The 19667-nt window shown below is 65.4% G+C and carries 21 protein-coding genes and 1 pseudogene; 14 read left to right on the forward strand and 8 right to left on the reverse strand.

Annotated features, from left to right (window positions below; translation table 11 throughout):
- The first annotated feature begins 306 nt into the window (after window positions 1–306).
- From WS51_RS06995 to WS51_RS07015, 5 genes are all read left to right on the forward strand, one after another.
- Entirely contained in the window at window positions 307–600 is a 294-nt protein-coding gene (locus WS51_RS06995) for a hypothetical protein (RefSeq protein ID WP_059451662.1), read from the forward strand.
- Window positions 597–1646, forward strand: coding sequence for a multidrug transporter subunit MdtN (mdtN, locus tag WS51_RS07000; protein WP_069228851.1), 1050 nt, complete (start codon window positions 597–599; stop codon window positions 1644–1646). Before WS51_RS06995 ends, mdtN begins: the two co-directional genes overlap by 4 nt.
- Window positions 1627–3714, forward strand: a complete 2088-nt coding sequence (locus tag WS51_RS07005; protein WP_069228852.1) for an FUSC family protein — start codon at window positions 1627–1629, stop codon at window positions 3712–3714. Before mdtN ends, WS51_RS07005 begins: the two co-directional genes overlap by 20 nt.
- Window positions 3701–5248, forward strand: a complete 1548-nt coding sequence (locus WS51_RS07010; protein WP_059792866.1) for a TolC family protein — start codon at window positions 3701–3703, stop codon at window positions 5246–5248. Before WS51_RS07005 ends, WS51_RS07010 begins: the two co-directional genes overlap by 14 nt.
- Window positions 5249–5584: 336 nt before the next feature.
- Window positions 5585–6292, forward strand: a complete 708-nt coding sequence (locus WS51_RS07015) for an MgtC/SapB family protein (protein WP_040140256.1) — start codon at window positions 5585–5587, stop codon at window positions 6290–6292.
- A gap of 46 nt (window positions 6293–6338) precedes the next feature.
- Here the strand turns inward: WS51_RS07015 and WS51_RS07020 are convergent, their stop codons facing one another.
- Window positions 6339–7058 (reverse strand): autoinducer binding domain-containing protein, encoded by a 720-nt coding sequence (locus tag WS51_RS07020; protein ID WP_059451666.1) that lies wholly within the window; start codon window positions 7056–7058, stop codon window positions 6339–6341.
- A gap of 73 nt (window positions 7059–7131) precedes the next feature.
- On the opposite strand from WS51_RS07020, the gene WS51_RS07025 reads away from it, so the two are divergent.
- The 4 genes from WS51_RS07025 (at window position 7132) to WS51_RS32820 (ending at window position 9670) form a co-directional block, all read left to right on the forward strand.
- Window positions 7132–7575: a DUF4902 domain-containing protein gene (locus WS51_RS07025; protein WP_059798344.1), complete on the forward strand. Its 444-nt coding sequence runs from the start codon at window positions 7132–7134 to the stop codon at window positions 7573–7575.
- A gap of 209 nt (window positions 7576–7784) precedes the next feature.
- On the forward strand, window positions 7785–8393 hold the full coding sequence (locus WS51_RS07030; RefSeq protein ID WP_059507682.1) for an acyl-homoserine-lactone synthase: 609 nt from the start codon (window positions 7785–7787) through the stop codon (window positions 8391–8393).
- A 52-nt stretch (window positions 8394–8445) separates the two neighbouring features.
- Window positions 8446–9207 carry a hypothetical protein gene (locus tag WS51_RS07035; protein WP_208606670.1) on the forward strand — a complete coding sequence of 254 codons (762 nt, stop codon included), beginning with the start codon at window positions 8446–8448 and terminating at the stop codon, window positions 9205–9207.
- Window positions 9208–9454: 247 nt separating this feature from the next.
- Window positions 9455–9670 (forward strand): hypothetical protein, encoded by a 216-nt coding sequence (locus WS51_RS32820; protein ID WP_069228854.1) that lies wholly within the window; start codon window positions 9455–9457, stop codon window positions 9668–9670.
- A gap of 192 nt (window positions 9671–9862) precedes the next feature.
- Here the strand turns inward: WS51_RS32820 and WS51_RS07045 are convergent, their stop codons facing one another.
- The 4 genes and pseudogenes from WS51_RS07045 to ribA form a co-directional block, all read right to left on the reverse strand.
- Window positions 9863–10432 carry a GNAT family N-acetyltransferase gene (locus WS51_RS07045; protein WP_418219683.1) on the reverse strand — a complete coding sequence of 190 codons (570 nt, stop codon included), beginning with the start codon at window positions 10430–10432 and terminating at the stop codon, window positions 9863–9865.
- 189 nt (window positions 10433–10621) lie between these two features.
- Window positions 10622–11209 carry a hypothetical protein gene (locus WS51_RS31980; protein WP_155773568.1) on the reverse strand — a complete coding sequence of 196 codons (588 nt, stop codon included), beginning with the start codon at window positions 11207–11209 and terminating at the stop codon, window positions 10622–10624.
- A gap of 93 nt (window positions 11210–11302) precedes the next feature.
- A pseudogene (locus tag WS51_RS33150) lies at window positions 11303–11588 on the reverse strand (integrase arm-type DNA-binding domain-containing protein); the annotation flags it as partial.
- A gap of 270 nt (window positions 11589–11858) precedes the next feature.
- Window positions 11859–12509 (reverse strand): GTP cyclohydrolase II, encoded by a 651-nt coding sequence (gene ribA / locus WS51_RS07050; protein WP_059451670.1) that lies wholly within the window; start codon window positions 12507–12509, stop codon window positions 11859–11861.
- Window positions 12510–12686: 177 nt separating this feature from the next.
- Here ribA and WS51_RS07055 point away from each other — a divergent pair, with 177 nt between their 5' ends.
- Window positions 12687–13148 (forward strand): CBS domain-containing protein, encoded by a 462-nt coding sequence (locus WS51_RS07055; protein WP_059451671.1) that lies wholly within the window; start codon window positions 12687–12689, stop codon window positions 13146–13148.
- A 153-nt stretch (window positions 13149–13301) separates the two neighbouring features.
- Here WS51_RS07055 and WS51_RS07060 read toward each other — a convergent pair whose 3' ends face one another.
- Window positions 13302–13631 carry a DUF4148 domain-containing protein gene (locus tag WS51_RS07060; protein ID WP_059774243.1) on the reverse strand — a complete coding sequence of 110 codons (330 nt, stop codon included), beginning with the start codon at window positions 13629–13631 and terminating at the stop codon, window positions 13302–13304.
- A gap of 513 nt (window positions 13632–14144) precedes the next feature.
- On the opposite strand from WS51_RS07060, the gene WS51_RS07065 reads away from it, so the two are divergent.
- Complete coding sequence (locus WS51_RS07065; RefSeq protein WP_059507687.1) at window positions 14145–14543, forward strand: GreA/GreB family elongation factor; 399 nt, start codon at window positions 14145–14147, stop codon at window positions 14541–14543.
- 167 nt (window positions 14544–14710) lie between these two features.
- On the opposite strand, the gene WS51_RS07070 is transcribed toward WS51_RS07065, so the two are convergent.
- Window positions 14711–15832 (reverse strand): porin, encoded by a 1122-nt coding sequence (locus tag WS51_RS07070; RefSeq protein WP_059451674.1) that lies wholly within the window; start codon window positions 15830–15832, stop codon window positions 14711–14713.
- Between the two features lie 610 nt (window positions 15833–16442).
- Between WS51_RS07070 and WS51_RS30715 the strand changes: the two genes are divergently transcribed.
- Complete coding sequence (locus WS51_RS30715; protein ID WP_081053111.1) at window positions 16443–16817, forward strand: YXWGXW repeat-containing protein; 375 nt, start codon at window positions 16443–16445, stop codon at window positions 16815–16817.
- Window positions 16814–17047 (forward strand): SDR family oxidoreductase, encoded by a 234-nt coding sequence (locus WS51_RS07075; protein WP_059507689.1) that lies wholly within the window; start codon window positions 16814–16816, stop codon window positions 17045–17047. The genes WS51_RS30715 and WS51_RS07075 overlap by 4 nt, the downstream gene beginning before the upstream one ends.
- Before the next feature lie 179 nt (window positions 17048–17226).
- Here the strand turns inward: WS51_RS07075 and WS51_RS07080 are convergent, their stop codons facing one another.
- Window positions 17227–18744, reverse strand: coding sequence for a purine-cytosine permease family protein (locus WS51_RS07080; protein WP_230947927.1), 1518 nt, complete (start codon window positions 18742–18744; stop codon window positions 17227–17229).
- 391 nt (window positions 18745–19135) lie between these two features.
- Between WS51_RS07080 and soxR the strand changes: the two genes are divergently transcribed.
- Window positions 19136–19615, forward strand: a complete 480-nt coding sequence (soxR, locus tag WS51_RS07085; RefSeq protein ID WP_059774247.1) for a redox-sensitive transcriptional activator SoxR — start codon at window positions 19136–19138, stop codon at window positions 19613–19615.
- The last annotated feature ends 52 nt before the right edge of the window (window positions 19616–19667 follow it).

Consider the following 19667-nt stretch of genomic DNA (forward strand, 5'->3'; position numbering starts at 1 on the left):
TCCGGCATTCGACTCGGCGATTCCCGTTGCATCGGCATGCAAACTGTATCGGCCCGGTTTCATCTGACGATCTTTTGCAGTGGGTCGGCAACCCTGCGAGCGCAGTCGCTGGCAGAATCGCGATCGTCACCGACCATCCCGAAGCGCCGGCCGCGCGCCCGTTGCGAGCCGCCTGCACGCGGGGCATCGCTGGCGGTCCGCATCGCGCTGTTTTATGATCGGCTCCGTATCGCGGAATCGTCGTCGCGGCGACGGACCGCATTGCGCCGCGCCCGGCATTCACCTCCAACGTCGAGCTCGTCACACATGAGAAAAACAACGTCGCGCGCGCCCCTGCGTGCCGCCGCCACACTGGCGCCAGCCCTGCCGCTTGCAGGCTGCACGTCGCGCGGCGCACCGTCGTACGTCCTGTTCGGCGCGTATTTCCCGCTCTGGCTCGTCAGCGCGATCGTCGGCATCATCGGCGCGATCGTCGCGCACCGCGTGTTCGTCGCGACCGGCTGGGCCGCCACCGTGCCCTACCAGCTCGCCGTCTGCACCGCGATCGGCCTTGTGGTCGCCGTGATCGTGTGGCTCGCCGGCACGGGGCCGTTCGCATGAAGGCCGCCGGCATCGCCCGCCCCTCCACGAAAGGCCGCGTGATCGCGCTGGCGATCGTCGCGCTCGGCATCGCGGCGCTCGCGTACGCATACCACAGCACGACGGCCTACCCGTCCACCGACGACGCGTCGATCGACGCCGACGTCGTGCACGTCGCGTCGCCCGTCGGCGGACGCATCGTGCGGCTCGCGGTCCACGAAAACCAGCGCGTCGCGAAAGGCGACGTGCTGTATGAAATCGATCCGGTGCCGTACCGGCTGACGGTCGCGCAGGCTCAGGCCGATCTCGAGCTCGCACGCGCGTCGCTCGACACGCGCCGCCGGTCGCTGATCGGCGAGCGCTCGAACGCGGCCGTGGCCGCCGAGCAGGTGAAACGTGCGGCGCAAAACTACGACCTCGCGACGCGCGACGTGAACCGGCTCGCGCCGCTGGCGGCGCAAGGCTACGTCAGCGCGCAGCAGTTCGACCAGGCGAAGGTCCGGCAGCGCGACGCGGCCGTGTCGCTCGCGCAGGCGCAGGAACAGCAGCGCGCGTCCGCGCAGACGATCGGCGACGAAGCCGACGCGATCGCCACGCTCCACGCACGCGAAGCCGCGCTCGCCCGCGCGCAGCACGCGCTCGACGATACGGTCGTGCGCGCGCCTCACGACGGACTCGTGACGGGCCTGACCGTGCTCGCGGGCGAAACGCTCACGCCGAACCAGTCGATCTTCACGCTGATCGATGCGAGCGAATGGTTCGCCGTCGGCAACTTCCGCGAAACGTCGTTGAACCGCATCGCGGTCGGCGACTGCGCGACGGTCTATTCGATGATCGACCGCAGCCGTCCGCTGACGGGCAAGGTCGTCGGCATCGGCGCCGGCATCGCGGACAGTGCACGCATCAACCTGCCGCGCGCGCTGCCGATCGTGCAGAACTCGGTGAACTGGGTGCACGTCGCGCAGCGCTTCCCGGTGCGCGTGAAGCTCGACGAACCCGACGGCAAGCTCGTGCGAGTCGGCGCGAGCGCGATCGTCGAGGTCCGGCATGGCTCAGCCTGCCGCTGAAGTCCGCGCGCCCGGCCCGCGCGAAATCCTGCGACTGCTCGCGCCGTTTCCGGGCCGCGCCGCGATGGCCGTGCGGGTCGCGCTGATCTGCGCGCTCGTCGTGCTCGTGACGAGCGGCTACGGCACGCCGGAAGCCGCGATCTCCGCCTACGTCGTGTTCTTCCTGAATCGCGCCGATCGCGTGACGAGCGTCGTGCTCGCGGCCGCGATGCTGCTGCTCGTCACGCTCGTGATCGCGCTCGTGGTCGGCGTCGCGATCTTCAGCATCGACTATTCCGTGCTGCGCGTCGCATGCATGGCCGTGCTGTCGGTCGCGCTGCTGTATCTGACGTCGGCCAGCAAGCTGCGCCCGATCGGCGCGATCCTCGCGATGATCGTCGGCTTCGGGCTCGACCAGCTCGGCCTCGCGCCGGTCGGCGAAGCCGCGACGCGCGCGCTGCTCTACGCGTGGCTGATGGTCGCGATTCCGGTCGGCGTCGCGATCGTCGTCAACCTGTTGATCGCGCCGTCGCCGCGCAAGCTCGCGCTCGCGCAGCTCGCGACACGGCTGCGGCTCGCCGCGCGGCGGCTGCGCGACGACGACGACGCACGCGCGGCCTTCGACGCGAGCCTGCGCGAAGGCGACAAGCAGATGCTCACGTGGCTGAAGCTGTCGACGCTCGAAGGATCGACGCCGGCCGCCGACGCGCCCGCGCTGCGACACGCCATCGCATCGAGCACCGCGCTGCTCGTGGCGATTGCGCTCGCCGACCGCGAGCCGGACGCTCGCCTGCCCGCCGCATTCGCGGAACCGGCCGCTGCGACCCTCGACGAGATGGCCGGCATCCTCGAGCAAGGCGGCTATCCGGTCGACGTGACGCTCGCACTGCCGCCGGCCGATACGCTGGCGCCGCTCGCGCGCGTCGTCGCGACCGATCTGCACGCGGCCATCACGCATTTCGCCGAACCGCCACCGCCGCTGCCACTGCCGCTGCCCGCGACACCGGATGCACCGGCCGCGACCTCGACCGATGCATCGGCTTCGCCGACGAAGGCGCCCGCCGCGCCGCCCGCGCCGCGCGGCGGCTTCTTCCTGCCGGACGCCCGCACCAATCCCGACCACATCCGCTACGCGCTGAAGACGACCGTCGCGGCGATGTTCTGCTACCTGCTGTATTCGCAGCTCGACTGGTCCGGCATCCACACGTGCTTCATCACCTGCTACATGGTGTCGCTCGGCTCGACGGCCGAGACGGTCGAGAAACTCACGCTGCGGATCGCCGGCTGCATCGTCGGCGCGCTGATCGGCACCGCGGCGCTCGTGTTCGTCGTGCCGGCACTGTCGTCGATCGGCGAGCTGATGGCGCTCGTATTCGCCGGCGCCTGGCTGTCCGCGTGGGTCGCATTCGGTTCGCCGCGCATCGCGTATGCGGGCTTCCAGGTCGCATTCGCATTCTTCCTGTGCGTGATCCAGGGCGCCGCCCCGGGCTTCGACCTGACGCTCGCGCGCGATCGCACGATCGGCATCCTGCTCGGCAACATCGTCGTGTATCTCGTGTTCACACGCATCTGGCCCGTCAGCATCGGCAAGCAAATCGACGTCGCACTCGCCGCGCTGCGCGACCAGTGGCGCCGTATCGTGCAGGTCGCGCAGCCCGCCGAACGCCGCACGCTCGCTGCAGAAGCCTTTGCGCGCCACGGCGCGATCGCGCAGGAGCTCGGGCTGATCCATTACGAACCGTCGTGGGTCCGCCCTGCCGCCACGTGGCTCGCGACCCGGCGGCGCGCACTTGCGGAACTCGGCGCGCTCGAAGGCCCGCTGTTCCTGCTCGCCGAACGCACACCGGGCGATGCGGCGATCGATGCGCGCCTCGCGCGCGTGGTCGAACCGCGCGAAGGCGCCCCGGTTGGCGATGCCGCTTCGGCGCCACCGTCGTCGACGGCACGCGCAGCGACCGTGCCGGCCGCCACCTCCGCCGATCCCGCACGCGACGCGCTGCTGAACCTGATCGACACGCGGCTCGCGCACATTGCCGACGCCGCGCGTCAAGCCACACCGAAGGAGCCTGCCCCTCATGCGCGTCCCTGAACCGCCGGCCGCGTCGATCGCCGCCGCCGCGCTTGCGACCGCGATCGCGCTGACCGGTTGCGCCACGTCCTCGGTCGACCTCGCGCCAGAGGCGCCCGACCGCCCGTGGCAGCCGCAAACGTCGGCCGCCGGCGACATCGTGCCGGCCCCGCCGCTTGCGTCCGCGCAGCGCGCGCCGCACGACTACACGTTGCCGGCCTCCCCCGCGCTCGCGTCGGTGCCGCCGCCCGCCGCACTCGATGCCACGCATCCGTATACGCTGCCCGAGCTGATCGATCTCGCCGAATCGACGAATCCGCTGACCCGCATCGCCTGGAACGACGCGCGCAACGCGGCGCTCGCGGTCGGCATCGCGAAGACCGCGTATCTGCCGAACCTGTCCGCGACCGCGATGGGTGGATATCAGGCGAAGCACGGCTCGACGTCGACGATCCTCGGCGACTCGTCGAGCAACACGACCGTGCACGGCACGATCTCGGCGCTGTCGCTGCAATGGTTGCTGTTCGATTTCGGTGGCCGCGCGGCGCGCGTCGAGGCCGCCGAGCAGGCGTCGATCGCGTCGAATGTCGCATTCACGGCCGTGCACCAGCAGGTGATTCACGACGTGACCGTCGCGTATTACCGGTACGAAGCCGCCCGCTCGCGCGCGGCCAGCGCGCGGCAGGGCCTGGCGAACGCCGACGCGATCCTCGCGGCGTCGCGCGCGCGGCTCAGGCAAGGCGTCGGCACCGTCGTCGAACTCGCGCAGGCGACGCAGAATCGCGCGCAGGCGAATCTCGCGCTCGTGCAGGCGAACGGCGCGGAAAGCGACGGCTACCTCGCGCTCGTCTCCGCACTCGGCATCTCGCCGCTGTCGAAGCCTTCGATCGCCGAGTTGCCCAAGCGCCCGCTGTCGCCCGCGCTCGCTTCGTCGGTGGACGCGATCGTGTCGGACGCGATCGCGCGCCGCCCCGACCTGCAGGGCGCGTATGCGCTCGAGCAAGCCAACCGCGCAAAGATCAAGGCCGCGCAAGCCGCGTTCATGCCGAAGATTTTCCTGTCGGCGTCGACGTCCTATGCCAGCGGCGGCACGGCGATCACCGCGCTGCCCGCGATCGGCGACCAGGCGGCGACCGTCAACCTGAACGGCAGCCGCTACGGCGGCGGCGTGTTCGTCGGCGTGACGATCCCGTTGTACGACGGCGGCCTGCGCTCGGCAGTGCTGATGCAGGCGCGCAACGATGCGCAAAGCGCATCCGAGCGCCTCACGCGGACCAAGGAGGAAGCGGTGCGCCAGGTCGTCGCCGCGCAGAACGCGGTGCAGACGAGCCTGGCGTCGCACGACGCCGCGAAGGCGCTCGTCGATGCCGCGCAGACGAGCTACGACGCGGCGCTCACCGCATATCGCAACGGCGTCGGCTCGGTGACCGATGCGACGATCGCGCAAAGCCAGCTGCTCGCGGCCCGCAACGCGGAAGTCGACAGCTACGCGGGCGCGCTGTCGGCCGCCGCCGCACTCGCGCTCGCCACGGGGACGATCGGCACGTCGCAGTAACCGTCGCCGTGCCGCGCCGGCCGTTCGCGGCCGCGCACCGGACGGGTTGACGCCCGCGCGGGCGGCCTACTAGAATGCCGCGCATTCTTCCTTCAGGAACCATCGTGGACAGTTGCAGCACTTCGTTGCGTGCGCCGCTTGCCGCCTGAACGCCTGTCCGCCGCAGTTCTCCTGCCGCGGCTCGCGTTCCGCGAGCCCGCACGCCCCCCCCCCCGTTTCACACTGAATGACGCATTCGCGCGGTACAGTACCGCGCGACGACGGCCATCGTGCCGCGTTCGGCCTCGCGCCGCCGCGACGCGGGCCGGCATGCGCACTTGGCACGGCAGGACAACCATGACTCTCGATTTCGCACTCCGTCTTTTCACTGCGTTCGCCTGCGGCGTCGCGATCGGCCTCGAACGCCAGATGCGGCAACGCACGGCGGGCCTGCGCACGATCACGCTCGTCGCGAGCGGCGCCTGCCTGTTCGTCACGCTCGGCGTGCTGACCGGCAACGGCGTGGCCGGCGTCACGCAGATCGCCGCCTACGTCGTGTCGGGCGTCGGCTTTCTCGGCGGCGGCGTGATCATGCGCGACAAGGGCTCGATCCAGGGCATCAACACGGCCGCGACGCTGTGGTGTTCGGCCGCCGTCGGCGTGCTGGCCGGGTCCGGCCATTACGTGCCGGCGCTCGCCGGCACGGGCGTCGTGCTGCTCACCAACACGGTGCTGCGCGGCGTCAGCCAGGCGATCAACGCGACCCCCGTGTCGAACGCCGATCTCGTGCGCGAATACCAGATCACCGTGATCTGCCTGGCCGCCGACGAAGTGCACATCCGCACGCTGCTGTCGAACTCGATGTACGCGAAACCGCTGTCGTTCCAGAGCCTGACGAGCGAGGACGTGCCCGAGCAACCGGACCGGCTGAAAGTGACAGCGACGCTGAAGCTGCACCCGAAGGATCAGCAGAAGCTCGAGCAGATCGCGAGCCGGATGAGCATGGAGAAGAGCATTTCCAGCGTGAGCTGGACCGCGAAGGAAGCGGAGCCGATGATGGAATGAGCGGCGGCGGCCGGCGCGGCACGGTGGCCGCGCGGCCGGCACCCCGTCAGGGCGTATCGATGAGTCCTGCCGCGATCGCCTTGACGACCGCCTGGACCTTGTTGGTCGCGCCGAGCTTTTCGAGGATGTTGTTCACGTGGAAGTTGACCGTGCGCTCCGAGATGCTGAGAATCTGGCCGATCTCGCATGCGGTCTTGCCTTCGGCCGTCCAGCACAGCACCTCCCGCTCGCGCGCGGTCAGCGTGACGCTCGACTCCGGCGACAGCTTCGGCACCATGAAACGGCTCATCAGCGAATGCGAAAGATTCGCGAGCCAGTTGGTCTGTAGCGTCAGCATGTTGATCTCGGCCGGCGTGAGCCGGTCCGCATGACGTGCGATGCTCAATAGCCCGAACGCGCCGCGCGCCGCCCAGCTCGACTGCGCGACGCCCACCGCCAGCCCGTAGTCGCGCGCGTCCTGCCACAACGGGCATGGATCGATCCGGTCGACGTCCGGCCAGACGATCATGTTGGTGCTGAGCGCGCCGTCGCGGACCGTCGAGTCGATCTCGATGTAGTTCTGCGCCTGATAGTGCGCCATCCAGCCGTCCGGATACGTATTGAAGATCGCGACGGCCGGCTTCGACACCGGCAGCGGCACGCGAATGCCGTAACAGCAATATTCGAAGCCGAGGCGTTTAGAATAGGCGGCGATCCGCTGGAAGAGCTGCTGCTCGTCTTCCGCGGCGCTGAATTGTTGGTAGGCATCCTGCCAGCGCAGTTCCATTCGTTCTCCGACAACGTTACGCTGTCATACCTGTCAGGTGCCAGCACCGGTTCGGGGCTGATACATTCCGCGCATGACTTCACCTTTGTTGCATCCGGTCCGCGGCCCGTCTCCGGACGGCTATGTGCGCCTGTCCGAAAGCGCGCTGGCCACGCTCGTCCTCGACCACGTCGCGAGCGGCCTCGATGCATCGCTGCTCACCGAACTACGCGACAGCGCCATCGACGCACGCCTGGCCGGCTACACCGAATGGCATCGCCCGGCCAGTGCCGGCGTCGCATACCTGACGGTCGGCTGGGACTGGTATCTCGAGCGCGCAACGGGCACGTTCGTGATTGCGGGCGGCGACGTTCGCAGCAACATCATGGCCGTCGACGCCGCCGGCGCCGATCTCGGCATGTTCCGCACCGCCGCCGCGCTCGCCGCACGGCTCGCGCACATCGACTGGCCGGCCGCGGTCGCGGCGTCGTTGCTCGATCGCAACGCCGCCTATCATGCCGGTCCTACGCTCCAGTGACAACCAGCCGCGCTTTCCTCTGACATTTCCGCAAGACTGGCGCTCTTTATAAGCAAAAGCCGCCCGTATTTCAATCCCGTCGATCAAGAAACCGATACCAGCGGTCGAATGGTATCGGCCTGCCCCCACCCTGTAAGAGTTACTAGTTACCGCCGCCTCGGGACGCGCGATGTAATGCGTACATACCAAAGTACCGATCCGAGGACACCATGCGGACCTTCGTTCACGAGGAAGGGCGGTTGCCACCCGAACTTGCAGCGGATCTCGGGCGCTATCGGCGCCGCGTGTTCGTCGAACAGCTCGGTTGGGCGCTCCCGTCGGCGAACGAAAGTTTCGAGCGCGACCAGTTCGATCGCGACGATACCGTCTACGTGTTCGCGAGAAATGCCGGCGGCGAAGTGTGCGGATGTGCACGCCTGTTGCCGACCACGCGCCCGTATTTGCTGAAGTCGCTGTTCGCCGACCTGATCGCCGACGACGTCGCGCTGCCCCAATCGGCGGCCGTCTGGGAGCTGTCGCGGTTCGCGGCGACCGGCGACGAAGGCGGCGCGGGCAATGCCGAGTGGGCCGTGCGTCCGATGCTCGCCGCGGTCGTCGAATGCGCGGCGCAGCTGGGCGCGCGGCAGCTGATCGGCGTGACGTTCGCGAGCATGGAAAGGTTGTTCCGCCGGATCGGCGTGCACGCGCACCGGGCAGGCCCCCCGAAGCAGGTGGATGGCCGTCTGGTTGTCGCGTGCTGGATCGACATCGATCCGCAAACGTTTGCCGCACTTGGAATTGAGCCGGGACGGGCCGCCCGGCAGGCCATCGCCGCCTGAGCCGGAACGCGCGTAGTCCGGCCGGGCGGCTTCGTAACGAAGGAGAACCACCTTGGACCAGTCTCAGGTCTTTCGCGCGATGATGCCCGGGTTGACGGGAGCCGGCGGCGCCCGCATCACGGTCACCTACCCGTCGTTTCCGCGGCCGCTGCCGCTCGTGCGGCTCGATCGCCACGGGCTCGTGTTCCGGGCGACCGGCGCCGCGCCGCTCGTGTGCGGGTTGCCGCGCGCGGCGACGCTGCTGGTAGCGGACGAGCCGCTCTGCTCGCTGCGTCTCGTGATCCGCGACGTCGCCGCCCTCGGCGACGGACGGCACGACCTGACGATGCAGCCGTCCGGGGCCGCTGGCGACGAACTGCTGTGGCATGCGCTGCGCGACCGTGAACCGTACCGGCAGATCGGGCAGCCGCTTGCGCCCGTCGATGCGGCGCTGGCGCCGACCGGCGAGTCGCAGGCCGTTGGCGGCACCCCGCAGCGCCCTTCGCGGAGTGCGGCGTTCCGTCTGCGCTGCCACAGCGATGCGTTGTTCTTCGCCGACTGGCTCGAATATCACTTCGACGAGCTGTGCGCGTTGTCGCAACGGCACGGGCCGCAATTGCAGCTCGAGCAGCTGCAGCGGAAAGTCGCCGACGACGAGGTGGGCGTGCGCTTCGTCTATGCGATCGACGGACACGCGACGCGGCACGCGCTGACCGACTGCGCGCGCGAGGCATGCGCGTGGATCGAGACGGAAATGCGCGACAAGTATGCAGTACCGGTTGCGCAGGAGCGGTTCGGTGCGCTTGCCGCACATGCTCGAGCGGGCGGAATGTGAAAGCTCGTTTGTGAGAGAAAGCGGCGGCTTGGTTGCGTTGCACAATTACAACTAGGACTTGCGAGCCCTCGGGTTTTCCCTTAAAGTTACATCCGTCTCCTCCATGTCTCCAAACATGGATTCAGCCCGCTCCAGTAGCGGGCTTTTTCTTGCCCGCGCGATTTAATGAGGGCGGTATCCGAGGGCCTGTCATTCACCACGCGTACACTCGTGTGGCCATCCGCGTAGCTTCTCATCAACGAAGCGCTTGTACGTAGCCGATGTCGTCATTGCCCGCCTCGTCGCCATCCTCGCCAGGGCCGAACGCATATCCCGCAACGCGTTCGAACTATCGGCACTCGCAGGCTTCGACGATCACAACGCTTTTTCCGGCGTAATGTTCGGCTCCGAAGGGCTGGACCATCGCTTCGAATTCACGCGCTGTCCGTCGCGTGCAGTGAGTCGCCGACGGCCGAAGAGTTGAGCGCCTGCCATCTGCACGATCGCCCGGCATCCGAAGCTGCATGCGCATGCGCTGCGGCACTTGGGTTATCGCGCGTGACGCCGATCAATGCGCAACGGGATGCCTCCGGACGGACATTTAACGACGCAGATACTGCCGGTCGCGCTGTAGAACGCGAAGTGACGTTGACGGGCAGGCGTGCCCAGACCACCGTCATGTGCTGACGCGACCGTCGAGATGAATGGTCGTTGCGTGCGTGACGTACACCACGTGCTGCCGCAGTGCATGTCCCTCCGGGAGCGCAGGATGATCGAAATCGCGCGTCGGCTGCCGCGCCATCCCGAGCCGCTGCGCGACCTGTCGCGATCGCTGATTGGCGGCGGCCGTCCATGCGAAGATTTCGCCGAGGCCGATCCGGCCGAATCCGTCGGCCAATACCGCGGCGGCCGCTTCGCTCGTGTAACCATGCCCCCACGATGAGCGGGCCAGGCGCCATACGATCTCGACACACGGTGCCATCGGGTGCGCGTCGCGAAGTTCGCGCGACAGACCGCAGAGTCCGATCAGCGCGCCATCCGCGCGACGCTCGATCGCCCATACACCGAAACCGTTCGCATCGAAATGCGCTTCGAAGCGCTCGATGGTGGCTTCCGCCTCATCGACGGACATCGGGCCGCGCGCGAGCCACGCGGTCACGTCGGGATCCGCATGCATCGCAGCCAGCGCACCGGCATCGTCCGGTCGCCAGCGGCGCAACGTCAAACGTTCGGTTTCGATCTTCAATGCGGGTTCTACCGTGATCGGGATGTGAAGAGGCTCGGGATGCGCCGGGCCGTGCGCGCAATCTCGCAGCAACCGCACAACTTTCAGAGGTACGACGCCTGATTGCAAGTGAGCTCGACGACCCGACCATGCTACCCCGCTCAGTGCCGACGAAGTCATAGAAATTTTGCAAGCCGGTCTCGGCAAAAACTACTTCTTGCTTTCGACGAATGTACTGCCGTTGTAACGATATTCTCGGGTGGCGGGACCAGCATCGTCGATATTGGTCCATGCAACCTTGAAACCGGGCGAGCCGTCGAGCCATTCGATCGCAAGGTACGGTGAGCGATTGTTCACGTCAGTGTCGAGCGACACGCTATTCAAACAGCTTTGCACGGGCATCGCATACTTTGAGGCGGCGACATTTCCCTTCATTTGGAGAACGTAGAGAGTACCCTCCTCTCCCGAGCCGCAGAAGCCCATCGGATTGTTGCTGGACGACTGATTCACAACAACCAATACGAATTCCTTCCCGTCGACGACCTTCGAGCTCGCCGATGGGAACCCAATACTCGATGCGGAAGCTACGGCCCGACGAAGTGCCGGCGGCAATTGCACCGTCGCTGAGCGGTGGTGTCCAACATCAACCTCGACCAAGTGCTTACCGTCTTGTTGCATCTCACGGCCATTTGATAGCCGGATCGAGTTAGGTGCTGCGGTCGCTGCGAACGCGCTTGCGGCAATCGAAAGCGCCGCCGCACACAACCACCACTTAGTTTCCGAGAATGTGATCGGCATAACAAATACCTGAATAGGTCCATCGATGGTCCTTGCTCTGACCAGCCTTCATTTTTTTGTACTCGTCCTTGTCGCCATGCAACTCTGCTTCTGGCCGCCCATATAGTCGAAGCACACCTGTTTGACGGTGTATGCGTCGAGGGCGCGGGAACTGGCAACCACAGCTTCTCGCGCTTTGCAGCAGCAGGATCGGCGCCGACATCGCGCTCCGCTCGCTTTTGCTCCCATGCGGAAATCGCCGCGGAAAATCCCATGGCCGGCCACTCGCCGAGCTTCACCTGACGCATCCGGTCGTCAATGGGGACTTGTATCGGTAGATCCAGGAACGACGGCTCTCGCTGGCCTGGAAGCGGAGGCCCGGGAATCCGTCAAAGGTCATGTGTTGGCCCGCAGGCAACTTGCTCGAGGTGCGTGCGTCGAATCTCTTCAGCGGTCGGCGTAGGTTTTTGTTGTAGGCCGAGACCGCAGCGTAGCTTTTTCGGTCTGGCGCAGAAAAATGTTACGCCAGAGTGCCAAGTTTTCGCCTATTTGGTCAAATGCAGACAAGGCATCTGACAAACGCAACTTTCGGCTCAAACCCTTTAGCAGAAAGGCTCTGACGTGCGAAAACCAGATGGATCAAGGGGCTCCGCGGAGCCCCTTGTTTCCGTTACTCGTTTTCCTCGAAGTAATGCCCGAACTTCGCCTGCTTGGTCCGGATGTAACGCTCGTTTTCCTCGCGTACGGGTACCGCGAGCGCCACACGTTCGCAGACGGGAATGCCGTGCTTCACGAGCGTATCGAACTTCTTCGGATTGTTGCTCATCAGTCGCACCGACGTCACGCCGAGGATCCGCAGGATGGCTGCGGCCGAGTCGTATTCGCGGGCATCGTCGGGCAAGCCGAGGTCAAGATTCGCCTCGACGGTGTCGCGCCCTTGCTCCTGCAACGCATACGCACGGATCTTGTTGCTCAGGCCGATGCCGCGCCCTTCGTGACCGCGCAGATACAGCAGCACGCCGCGGCCTTCCGCCGCGATGTAACGCAGCGCGAGATCGAGTTGCTCGCCGCAATCGCAGCGGTAGGAGCCGAACACGTCGCCGGTCAGGCATTCGGAATGAAGCCGCGTCAACACGGACTGATCGCCGGCGACGTCACCCATCACGAGCGCGAGATGTTCGGCATCGCTGCCCGATACGCGGAACGCGTATGACGTGAACGTACCGTAGCGCGTGGGCAGCGACGCGGTGGCGACGAGCGTCACGCACTCGTCGGCCTGGCCATTGCCCTGCGCGGGCGATTGTGGACGCGAAGACATCATGAATTCAATCGAAACGATCAGGAATGTAGGAGTTGTGTGGATAGTGCGTGACCGGAGTTTACCGCTAATCTGGAAACGTCACGCGACTGCCGCAGCAGGCCCGGCTATACTGGGCCCGTCGGGTGCCGCGCATCACGCCCTGCCTTCCCTGCATCGTCCCGCACACGGAGAAAGCAAATGAGCACGACCGTCGCGCAAATTCTCAAAGCCAAGCCGGATTCCGGCCGCACGATCTACACCGTCAAGAAAGCCGATTTCGTCTACGACGCCATCAAGCTGATGGCGGAAAAAGGAATCGGCGCGTTGCTGGTCATGGACGGCGACGACATCGCGGGCATCGTCACCGAGCGCGACTACGCGCGCAAGGTCGTGCTGCAGGACCGTTCATCGAAAGCCACCCGCGTCGAGGAAATCATGACGGCCAAGGTGCGCTACGTCGAACCGTCGCAATCCACCGACGAGTGCATGGCGCTGATGACCGAACACCGGATGCGCCACCTGCCCGTCCTCCAGGACGGCAAGCTCATCGGCCTGATCTCGATCGGCGACCTGGTGAAAAGTGTGATTGCCGACCAGCAATTCACGATCAGCCAGCTCGAACACTATATCCACGGCACGCCGACGGTCACGTCCGCCTGACCCGACTCAGCAAAAAAGGCCCAAACGCGTGAGCGTCTGGGCGGAAAAGCCGCCGGAATGCGGCGACGGAGGTTCTGCTCGGCTGACGCGGACGCGCGCGAGTCGCGCGCGTCCGGTCGGTCACATGCTGTGCTCGGGCAGACCCGGGGATGTTCAGTTGCCGAAGTACACGGAGTTCACGGGGTTCGGCGCTTCACGCGTCATGCGGCGGCCCGACTGGCCTGCGCCTGCCGCCACCGCACCGTAGCCGCTCGTGTCGGCCTGGGCGAGCATCGGCTGGTTCGGTTGCATCCGTTGTTCCGCGGCCTGGATGTTCTGCGGATATTGCGCATCGCTTGCGAGCGGCTTGTAGCCGTTCTGTTCGAGTTGCACGAGTTCGGCGCGCACTTGGTCGCGGGTCAAGCCCTGCTCGGACTGCGCGAACGATGCGACCGGGGCGGCAAGGACGGATGCAGCGATCGCTGCGTAGATGATCGACTTCATGATGGACCTCCGAAATATGTTCTCTTTTGGCGTCGCTTCCGGCAGGACTGTCTGAAGCGATGGATCAAGTGTAGTGCTCGCCATACCAAGGGGAAACCCTTGGTTTGAACATACTGCGTTGCATTTTCGGAAAAAATCGCCCGCTCTCGTCACGCAAGATCTCTATCACTTAAATCATTTTCACAACAATGCCTGACGAAAGGCCGACAACCCGATCACCAATTCGGAAGGTTGTGTTGTAGAATCGTAAGGTTTTATTCGCCTGTCGATACCGTATCCACCATGCACGCGCTCACGCCTTCCTCGGTTTCGCCGTCCGGCCCCGCCGGCGTGCGCGCGCACGCCGGCCATCCGGCGCACCTCTGCCTTCGACGCACGGCCCAGGCACCGCTCGCCCCTGCCCGGCGCCTGATCTGACGGCACGGCCTCCTTCCGGAGCCAGGTCAGACAGGCTCCGGGCGATCCCCATAGGCACGCCACGCCTGCCCCATGCCGATCATTTGGAGAACTGCCATGAAACAACGCCTTTACCAGTTGACCGAACTTGATGTCGCTCGTCTCGAGAAGCACGCCGAGCACAACCCGCGCTTCCAGGCGATGCTCGACACGCTGCTCGAGCGCGCGGACATCGTGCAGCCCGACGCCATCAAGGCAAACGTCGTCACGATGAACTCGCAGATCACGCTGCTTGACGAAGCGTCCCAGGAACAGACCACCTGGACGATCGTTTATCCGGATGCGGCCAATCTCGAACTTGGACGCCTGAACGTGTTCTCGCCGGTCGGCATGGCGCTGCTGGGCGCGCAACGCGGTCAGCTGGTGAAGGTGCTGCAACCCAGTGGCGTCGAAAAACTGATGAAGGTCGCGGCGATCGTGTTCCAGCCGGAAGCCAACGGCGAATATACGCGCTGATCCATCGAACAGCCGCAACTTGCCCCGAATACGAAAAAGCGAGGTGTGCCTCGCTTTTTTTGCGCCTCCACGATCCGGATTGTCGTCGACGCACTTCACAGTCGAAAAAAAAGGCGCCCGAAGGCGCCTTTTTCGATGCTGCGAGACTGGTTACCCAGCCGTCACGCTTAGAAGCGGTGACGCAGACCAACCGTTGCTGCGGTTTGGTTGATCGACGAGCTCGGCAGGTTGTTCGCGAAGCTGTCGCCGTTGTAGATCGACGCGCCGATGCCGTTCTTCGCTGCACGCTGGTACACAGCTTGTGCGTAGACGTCCGTGCGCTTCGACAGCGAGTAGTCAGCTTGCAGGCCGAACTGGTTCCAGTGCGTGCTGCCGTTGTTGATCTTCGCGTTCGTGTACGTGTAAGCAGCACCCAGGCCGAGAGCCGGCGTCAGGTTGTACTTGGCGTTGACTTCGTAGTTGTCGGTGCGCAGGGTGCCCAGAGCAACTGCGTTGTTGTCCAGACGCGCTTGCGTCCATGCAGCGCCGACTTGTGCCGGACCGAATGCGTACGCAGCAGCAGCACCGTACGTGCGGACGCGGCCTTGGCTAGCGATGCCGCCGATTGCCGACGACGTTGCGCCGTTTGCGTTCGTACCGTCACCCAGGTTAGCTTGCGAGTATGCAGCACCCAGCTTCAGGCCTTGGAACTGGTATGCAGCACCTGCGCTGTACGCACGGTTGTTGCCGAAGTTCGTGTTGTTCGAGAACGAGTACGTGCCACCGAATTGCAGGCCAGCGTAGTTCGCGCTCGTGAACTTGATCGTGTTGTTCGATGCGACATCACCGTTCGTGCTCAGGCGGTCGAGGTTCAGCGGGTGCGCGAAGTACGTGCCGCCCCACGAGCCCGTTGCCGTCAGCGGCGCGAGGAAGTCTTGCGTTGCGTCGTATTGCTTACCCAGCGTGACCGTGCCGTACTGGCTCGACAGGCCGACGAAAGCTTGACGGTTGAACATGCCGCCGTTGCCGTTCGCGAACTTGCCGTTACCGATGTTGAAGCCGCTTTCCAACGTGAAGATTGCCTTCAGGCCGCCACCGAGGTCTTCCGAACCACGCAGGCCGAAGCGGCTCTGGTCGATGCCCGAACCCATTGCCCAACGCGACTTGCCAGCTTGGCCGAGTGCCGGCTGGACGTTGCTCGTGTAGGTGATGCCTGCGTCCAGCACGCCGTACAGCGTGACGCTGCTTTGCGCGTGAGCGACGGTAGCGAACGATGCTGCAGCTGCTGCAACGATCAGAGTCTTGTTCATTCGTGGAGCTCCCTTCTAAAAAGAGGCAGGTCTCGCGACCTTGTTCATAAACGGTCTGCAACCGCCCGGGAACGCCATCGGTCCTTCTGGCCGCGCCCGGATAGTTGCCCGTTTGGGAACCGTGAGTTTAGGGGTGTACCCTAGGGGCGCGATCTGCAAATAAAGAAATAAGCTTTTCCAGAACTAGAAATAATGAAAGTGGGTACGCGTTATAAGTATTTGTTTTAACGTATTTTTTTGACTGATTGACGGATGCTTTTTGGAGGCTTTCATCCCACCATTCTTTCGTGTCATCGTCTTGACGGTTGCATAGAAACAACAAGCGGAATCGATCGAGCCACACAAAATCGGTAATTTTTACCTGAATCAGTCTCAAATATTGGCCCCGTTGGCCTAAACCGCTGCGACCGAACTGTAAACACGTGGCCGTGCAGTGGTAGCGACCCCATCGGGCAGTCGGCGCCAGCGGCGCGGGATCGATGGCGTCCGCTCGGCTACCCGGCGGTCATCGTGACATGCCGTAACAGCCTTAACGCCCCGCGTAACCCGGCAGTGGGATCAGCGGGCTAATGTAAGGCAGCCCGATCGCATACTAGATAGAGGATCCGCCATGCATCGACGCTCGCTACTGCGCGCCATCGGAGTGGCCGCCGCCCTCGCCGTCACCGGCGGTTGGCTGCGTACCGCCTCGGCTCAATCCGCACCGCCCGGATATCGGCCCCCAGGACCGCCTCCCGGGCCGGGCAGGCCCTCTTATTCCGACCGCCCGGGCTTTCCGCCTCCCGCACTGCGGCATGACCGCCGCCCACCGCCACCGCGGCCGCACGGCTATGTGTGGACCGACGGCCACTGGCGCTGGCAGCGCGGCCGCTATATATGGGTGCCCGGACGCTGGATCGCGCGCCGCCCCGGGCGCAGATGGGTGCCCGGATACTGGCGGCGTCAGGGGCCGGTGTGGGTCTACGTTGACGGTACCTGGCGATGAATCGCCCGGGCCGGTGCACGGCCGACGCTCTTCGTGAGGCGGCGCGCCCGCCGGAATACGCCGATTTCGATCCATCGTCGCTCTACAGCGGGCTGCCGATCGCGCGCATCGGCAAACCGGGCGAAGTGGCGAGCCACGTGCTGTTTCTCGTATCCGCCGAATCCGCGCATTGCACGGGCTCGGAATTCATCGTCGACGGCGGGATGCTCGCGGGCAGCACGTTTCGCTGATCCGGACCTGAGGCGACACGCGCCCGCCTCTGCCGGGCACGCGTTCTCGCTTGCAGCCGGGTACAGGCGGCCTGTCATTCGCACCGATCGTCACGCGCGCGGAAACAATCACGCCGCCGGCGGCTCTCCCGCGTGGCGGCATGATGAATTCCGAAGCGAAACGACACGCAGTGCCGCGCTCAAGAGCCCTTCGGCTGAATCGCCGGCGCGCCGACACCGCCCGCCGCCTGCCTGGGGCCACGCACGAGGAAGCGCCCGTTCGGACCGTACACGCCTTCCGCTTCCGGATGCACCGTCAGCAGCACGAAATAAAGCAGTCCACCGACCAGCAGCGACACGGGCACGCTCAGATCCAGCCCGCCCGCGAGGTTACCGAGCGGCCCGACGAACTGCCCCGGCAGGTTCACGAACGACAGCCCGATAAACGCCGCGGGCAGCCACGCACCCATCGCGCGGAGGTTCCAGCCGTGCGTGAACCAGTAGTGGCCGCCGCACAGCCCGCGATTGAACACCTGCAGGTCGTCGGCGAGATAGAAGCCGCGGCGCGTCACGTAACCGATCACCATGATCGCCATCCACGGGCAGCTGAACGTGTCGATCAGCGTCGAGAACGTCGCGACGCTTTCGACGAGATTGAACCAGAAGCGGCCGACGAAGATGAACGCGATCGCGATCGTGCCGATCAGCAGCGTCGCACGCACGCGGTTCAGGAAGCGCGGGAACATGCTCGATACGTCGAGGCCCGTGCCGTACAGCGCGGTCGTGCCGGTCGACATCCCGCCAATGATCGCGATCAGGCACATCGGCAGCAGGAACCAGCGCGGCGAAACGGCAAGCAGCCCGCCGACGTAGTCGTTCGACGCGATGAACGCGGGCGCCTTCGACGCGATGATCGTCGCGGTCGCCAGGCCGAAGAAGAACGGCACGAAGGTAGCGATCTGCGCGGCGAACACGACGCCCATCACCCGCCGCTTCGGCGTCTGTTGCGGGATGTAGCGTGCCCAGTCACCGAGCGTCGACGCGAACGACACCGGGTTGCTCAGCGCGACCAGCACCGCGCCGACGAACGCGGCCCAGAAACCGGCACTGCCCTGGCTCAGCGTGCCGGCATAGTTCATGTCGAACATCCCCGCGAACGCGAACAGGCCGGCGACGAACAACAGGCTCGCCGCCCACACGGCGATCTTGTTGACCCACAGCATGAAGCGAAAACCGTAGATGCAGACGATCAGCACGAGCACCGCGAAGACCATGTACGCAGCGCCAAGCGTGAAGCCGTTGACCGGCACGCCGACCAAGTTGTGCGCGCCGCCCACGAGCGCATCGCCGGAACTCCACACCGCGAGCGAGAAGAACGCGATCGACGTGAGCAGCGCAAGGAACGAACCGACGATCCGGCCGTGGATGCCGAAATGCGCGCCGGACGACACGGGATCGCTCGTCCCGTTGCGCGGGCCGAACAGGCTCATCGGCGCGAGGATGCAGGTGCCGGCGAGCACGCCGAGCACGATCGCGCACACGCCCGCCTTGAACGACAGCCCGACCAGCACGGGGAAGCTGCCGAGCACCGACGTGGAAAACGTATTGCAGCCGCCGAACAGCAACCGGAACAGATCGATCGGACGCGCATAGCGCGATGCGTCGGGGATCCGCTCGAAACCGAACGATTCAACTTGCGTAATCCTGCCTTCAGCCATTTGTCTCCAGCTCCTGTGGTGCATCGGTACGGCCTGCGACTTCGGCCATACGACGCATCGTCATCAATTTGCGGCCACTCTAAACCGGATCGGGCGGCGCAAATATTACGCATTCGAGACGTTTACGACGAAGGGGAACGATGTTTCGCGGCGGGGAATCGGCCGCTTGCCGCGCCACGCATGCGGTGCGTGCGATGCAACGCAGGTGTGACGGCGACGCGTGGCGCTCCCGCCAGCGGACCTCGTTTCGGCGCCCGGCAATGCGCAAGCCGCGCGCGAAGACGACGTTCTGCGGAGGGACGAGAAAAGCATGACGCGTCGCGACGGGTTAAACTGCCGCGCAGCATGAAAGTTGAAGTCAACTTCAAGGCTGGCTTTCCCGGAGGGTGTCATGAGTACCGACGAAATGCCGCAATGGCCGCTGATGTCGATTCGCGAAGTGGCCGCGCGCAGCGGCGTGCCGGCATCGACGTTGCGCTTCTACGAGAAGCGCGGGCTCATCAGGTCGCATCGCAACGGCTCGAGCCATCGCCACTATTCGCGTGCGGTGCTGCGGCTGATTGCGTTCATCGTGTTCGCGCAGAAGATCGGCTATTCGCTCGACGAGATCGCAGAACAGCTCGTGAGCCTGCCGGAAGACACCGCGCCGACCAACAAGGACTGGCAGCGGCTGTCGCGCGGCTGGAAGCAGCGCGTCGCGAACCGGATCGAGGAACTGCAGCGGCTTTACATCAACCTCGACGAGTGCATCGGTTGCGGCTGCCTGTCGCTGAAGCGCTGCAAGCTGGCCAACCCCGACGACCGCGCGGGCCGCAACGGGCCGGGCGCGCGGCGCTGGCTCGGTGATAAACCGCCCACGAGCGTCGAATGACGCGCGGCACGCAGTGAGCAACCCGGAGCGGATTGCCGCCACGCCACCACGC

It is taken from the genome of Burkholderia territorii (genome assembly GCF_001718335.1).
Lineage (GTDB): Bacteria > Pseudomonadota > Gammaproteobacteria > Burkholderiales > Burkholderiaceae > Burkholderia > Burkholderia territorii.

What these genes read in the sequence shown, in the direction of transcription:
- WS51_RS07065 (WP_059507687.1), top strand. Translation starts at nt 14,145, where the DNA reads ATGAAACAACGCCTTTACCAGTTGACCGAACTTGATGTCGCTCGTCTC.
- mdtN (WP_069228851.1), top strand. Translation starts at nt 597, where the DNA reads ATGAAGGCCGCCGGCATCGCCCGCCCCTCCACGAAAGGCCGCGTGATC.
- WS51_RS07025 (WP_059798344.1), top strand. Translation starts at nt 7,132, where the DNA reads ATGACTTCACCTTTGTTGCATCCGGTCCGCGGCCCGTCTCCGGACGGC.
- WS51_RS07070 (WP_059451674.1), bottom strand. Translation starts at nt 15,832, where the DNA reads ATGAACAAGACTCTGATCGTTGCAGCAGCTGCAGCATCGTTCGCTACC.
- WS51_RS07055 (WP_059451671.1), top strand. Translation starts at nt 12,687, where the DNA reads ATGAGCACGACCGTCGCGCAAATTCTCAAAGCCAAGCCGGATTCCGGC.
- WS51_RS07075 (WP_059507689.1), top strand. Translation starts at nt 16,814, where the DNA reads ATGAATCGCCCGGGCCGGTGCACGGCCGACGCTCTTCGTGAGGCGGCG.
- WS51_RS31980 (WP_155773568.1), bottom strand. Translation starts at nt 11,209, where the DNA reads ATGCCGATCACATTCTCGGAAACTAAGTGGTGGTTGTGTGCGGCGGCG.
- WS51_RS07080 (WP_230947927.1), bottom strand. Translation starts at nt 18,744, where the DNA reads ATGGCTGAAGGCAGGATTACGCAAGTTGAATCGTTCGGTTTCGAGCGG.
- WS51_RS30715 (WP_081053111.1), top strand. Translation starts at nt 16,443, where the DNA reads ATGCATCGACGCTCGCTACTGCGCGCCATCGGAGTGGCCGCCGCCCTC.
- soxR (WP_059774247.1), top strand. Translation starts at nt 19,136, where the DNA reads ATGAGTACCGACGAAATGCCGCAATGGCCGCTGATGTCGATTCGCGAA.
- WS51_RS06995 (WP_059451662.1), top strand. Translation starts at nt 307, where the DNA reads ATGAGAAAAACAACGTCGCGCGCGCCCCTGCGTGCCGCCGCCACACTG.
- WS51_RS07020 (WP_059451666.1), bottom strand. Translation starts at nt 7,058, where the DNA reads ATGGAACTGCGCTGGCAGGATGCCTACCAACAATTCAGCGCCGCGGAA.
- WS51_RS07010 (WP_059792866.1), top strand. Translation starts at nt 3,701, where the DNA reads ATGCGCGTCCCTGAACCGCCGGCCGCGTCGATCGCCGCCGCCGCGCTT.
- WS51_RS07015 (WP_040140256.1), top strand. Translation starts at nt 5,585, where the DNA reads ATGACTCTCGATTTCGCACTCCGTCTTTTCACTGCGTTCGCCTGCGGC.
- WS51_RS07060 (WP_059774243.1), bottom strand. Translation starts at nt 13,631, where the DNA reads ATGAAGTCGATCATCTACGCAGCGATCGCTGCATCCGTCCTTGCCGCC.
- WS51_RS07030 (WP_059507682.1), top strand. Translation starts at nt 7,785, where the DNA reads ATGCGGACCTTCGTTCACGAGGAAGGGCGGTTGCCACCCGAACTTGCA.
- WS51_RS07005 (WP_069228852.1), top strand. Translation starts at nt 1,627, where the DNA reads ATGGCTCAGCCTGCCGCTGAAGTCCGCGCGCCCGGCCCGCGCGAAATC.
- ribA (WP_059451670.1), bottom strand. Translation starts at nt 12,509, where the DNA reads ATGATGTCTTCGCGTCCACAATCGCCCGCGCAGGGCAATGGCCAGGCC.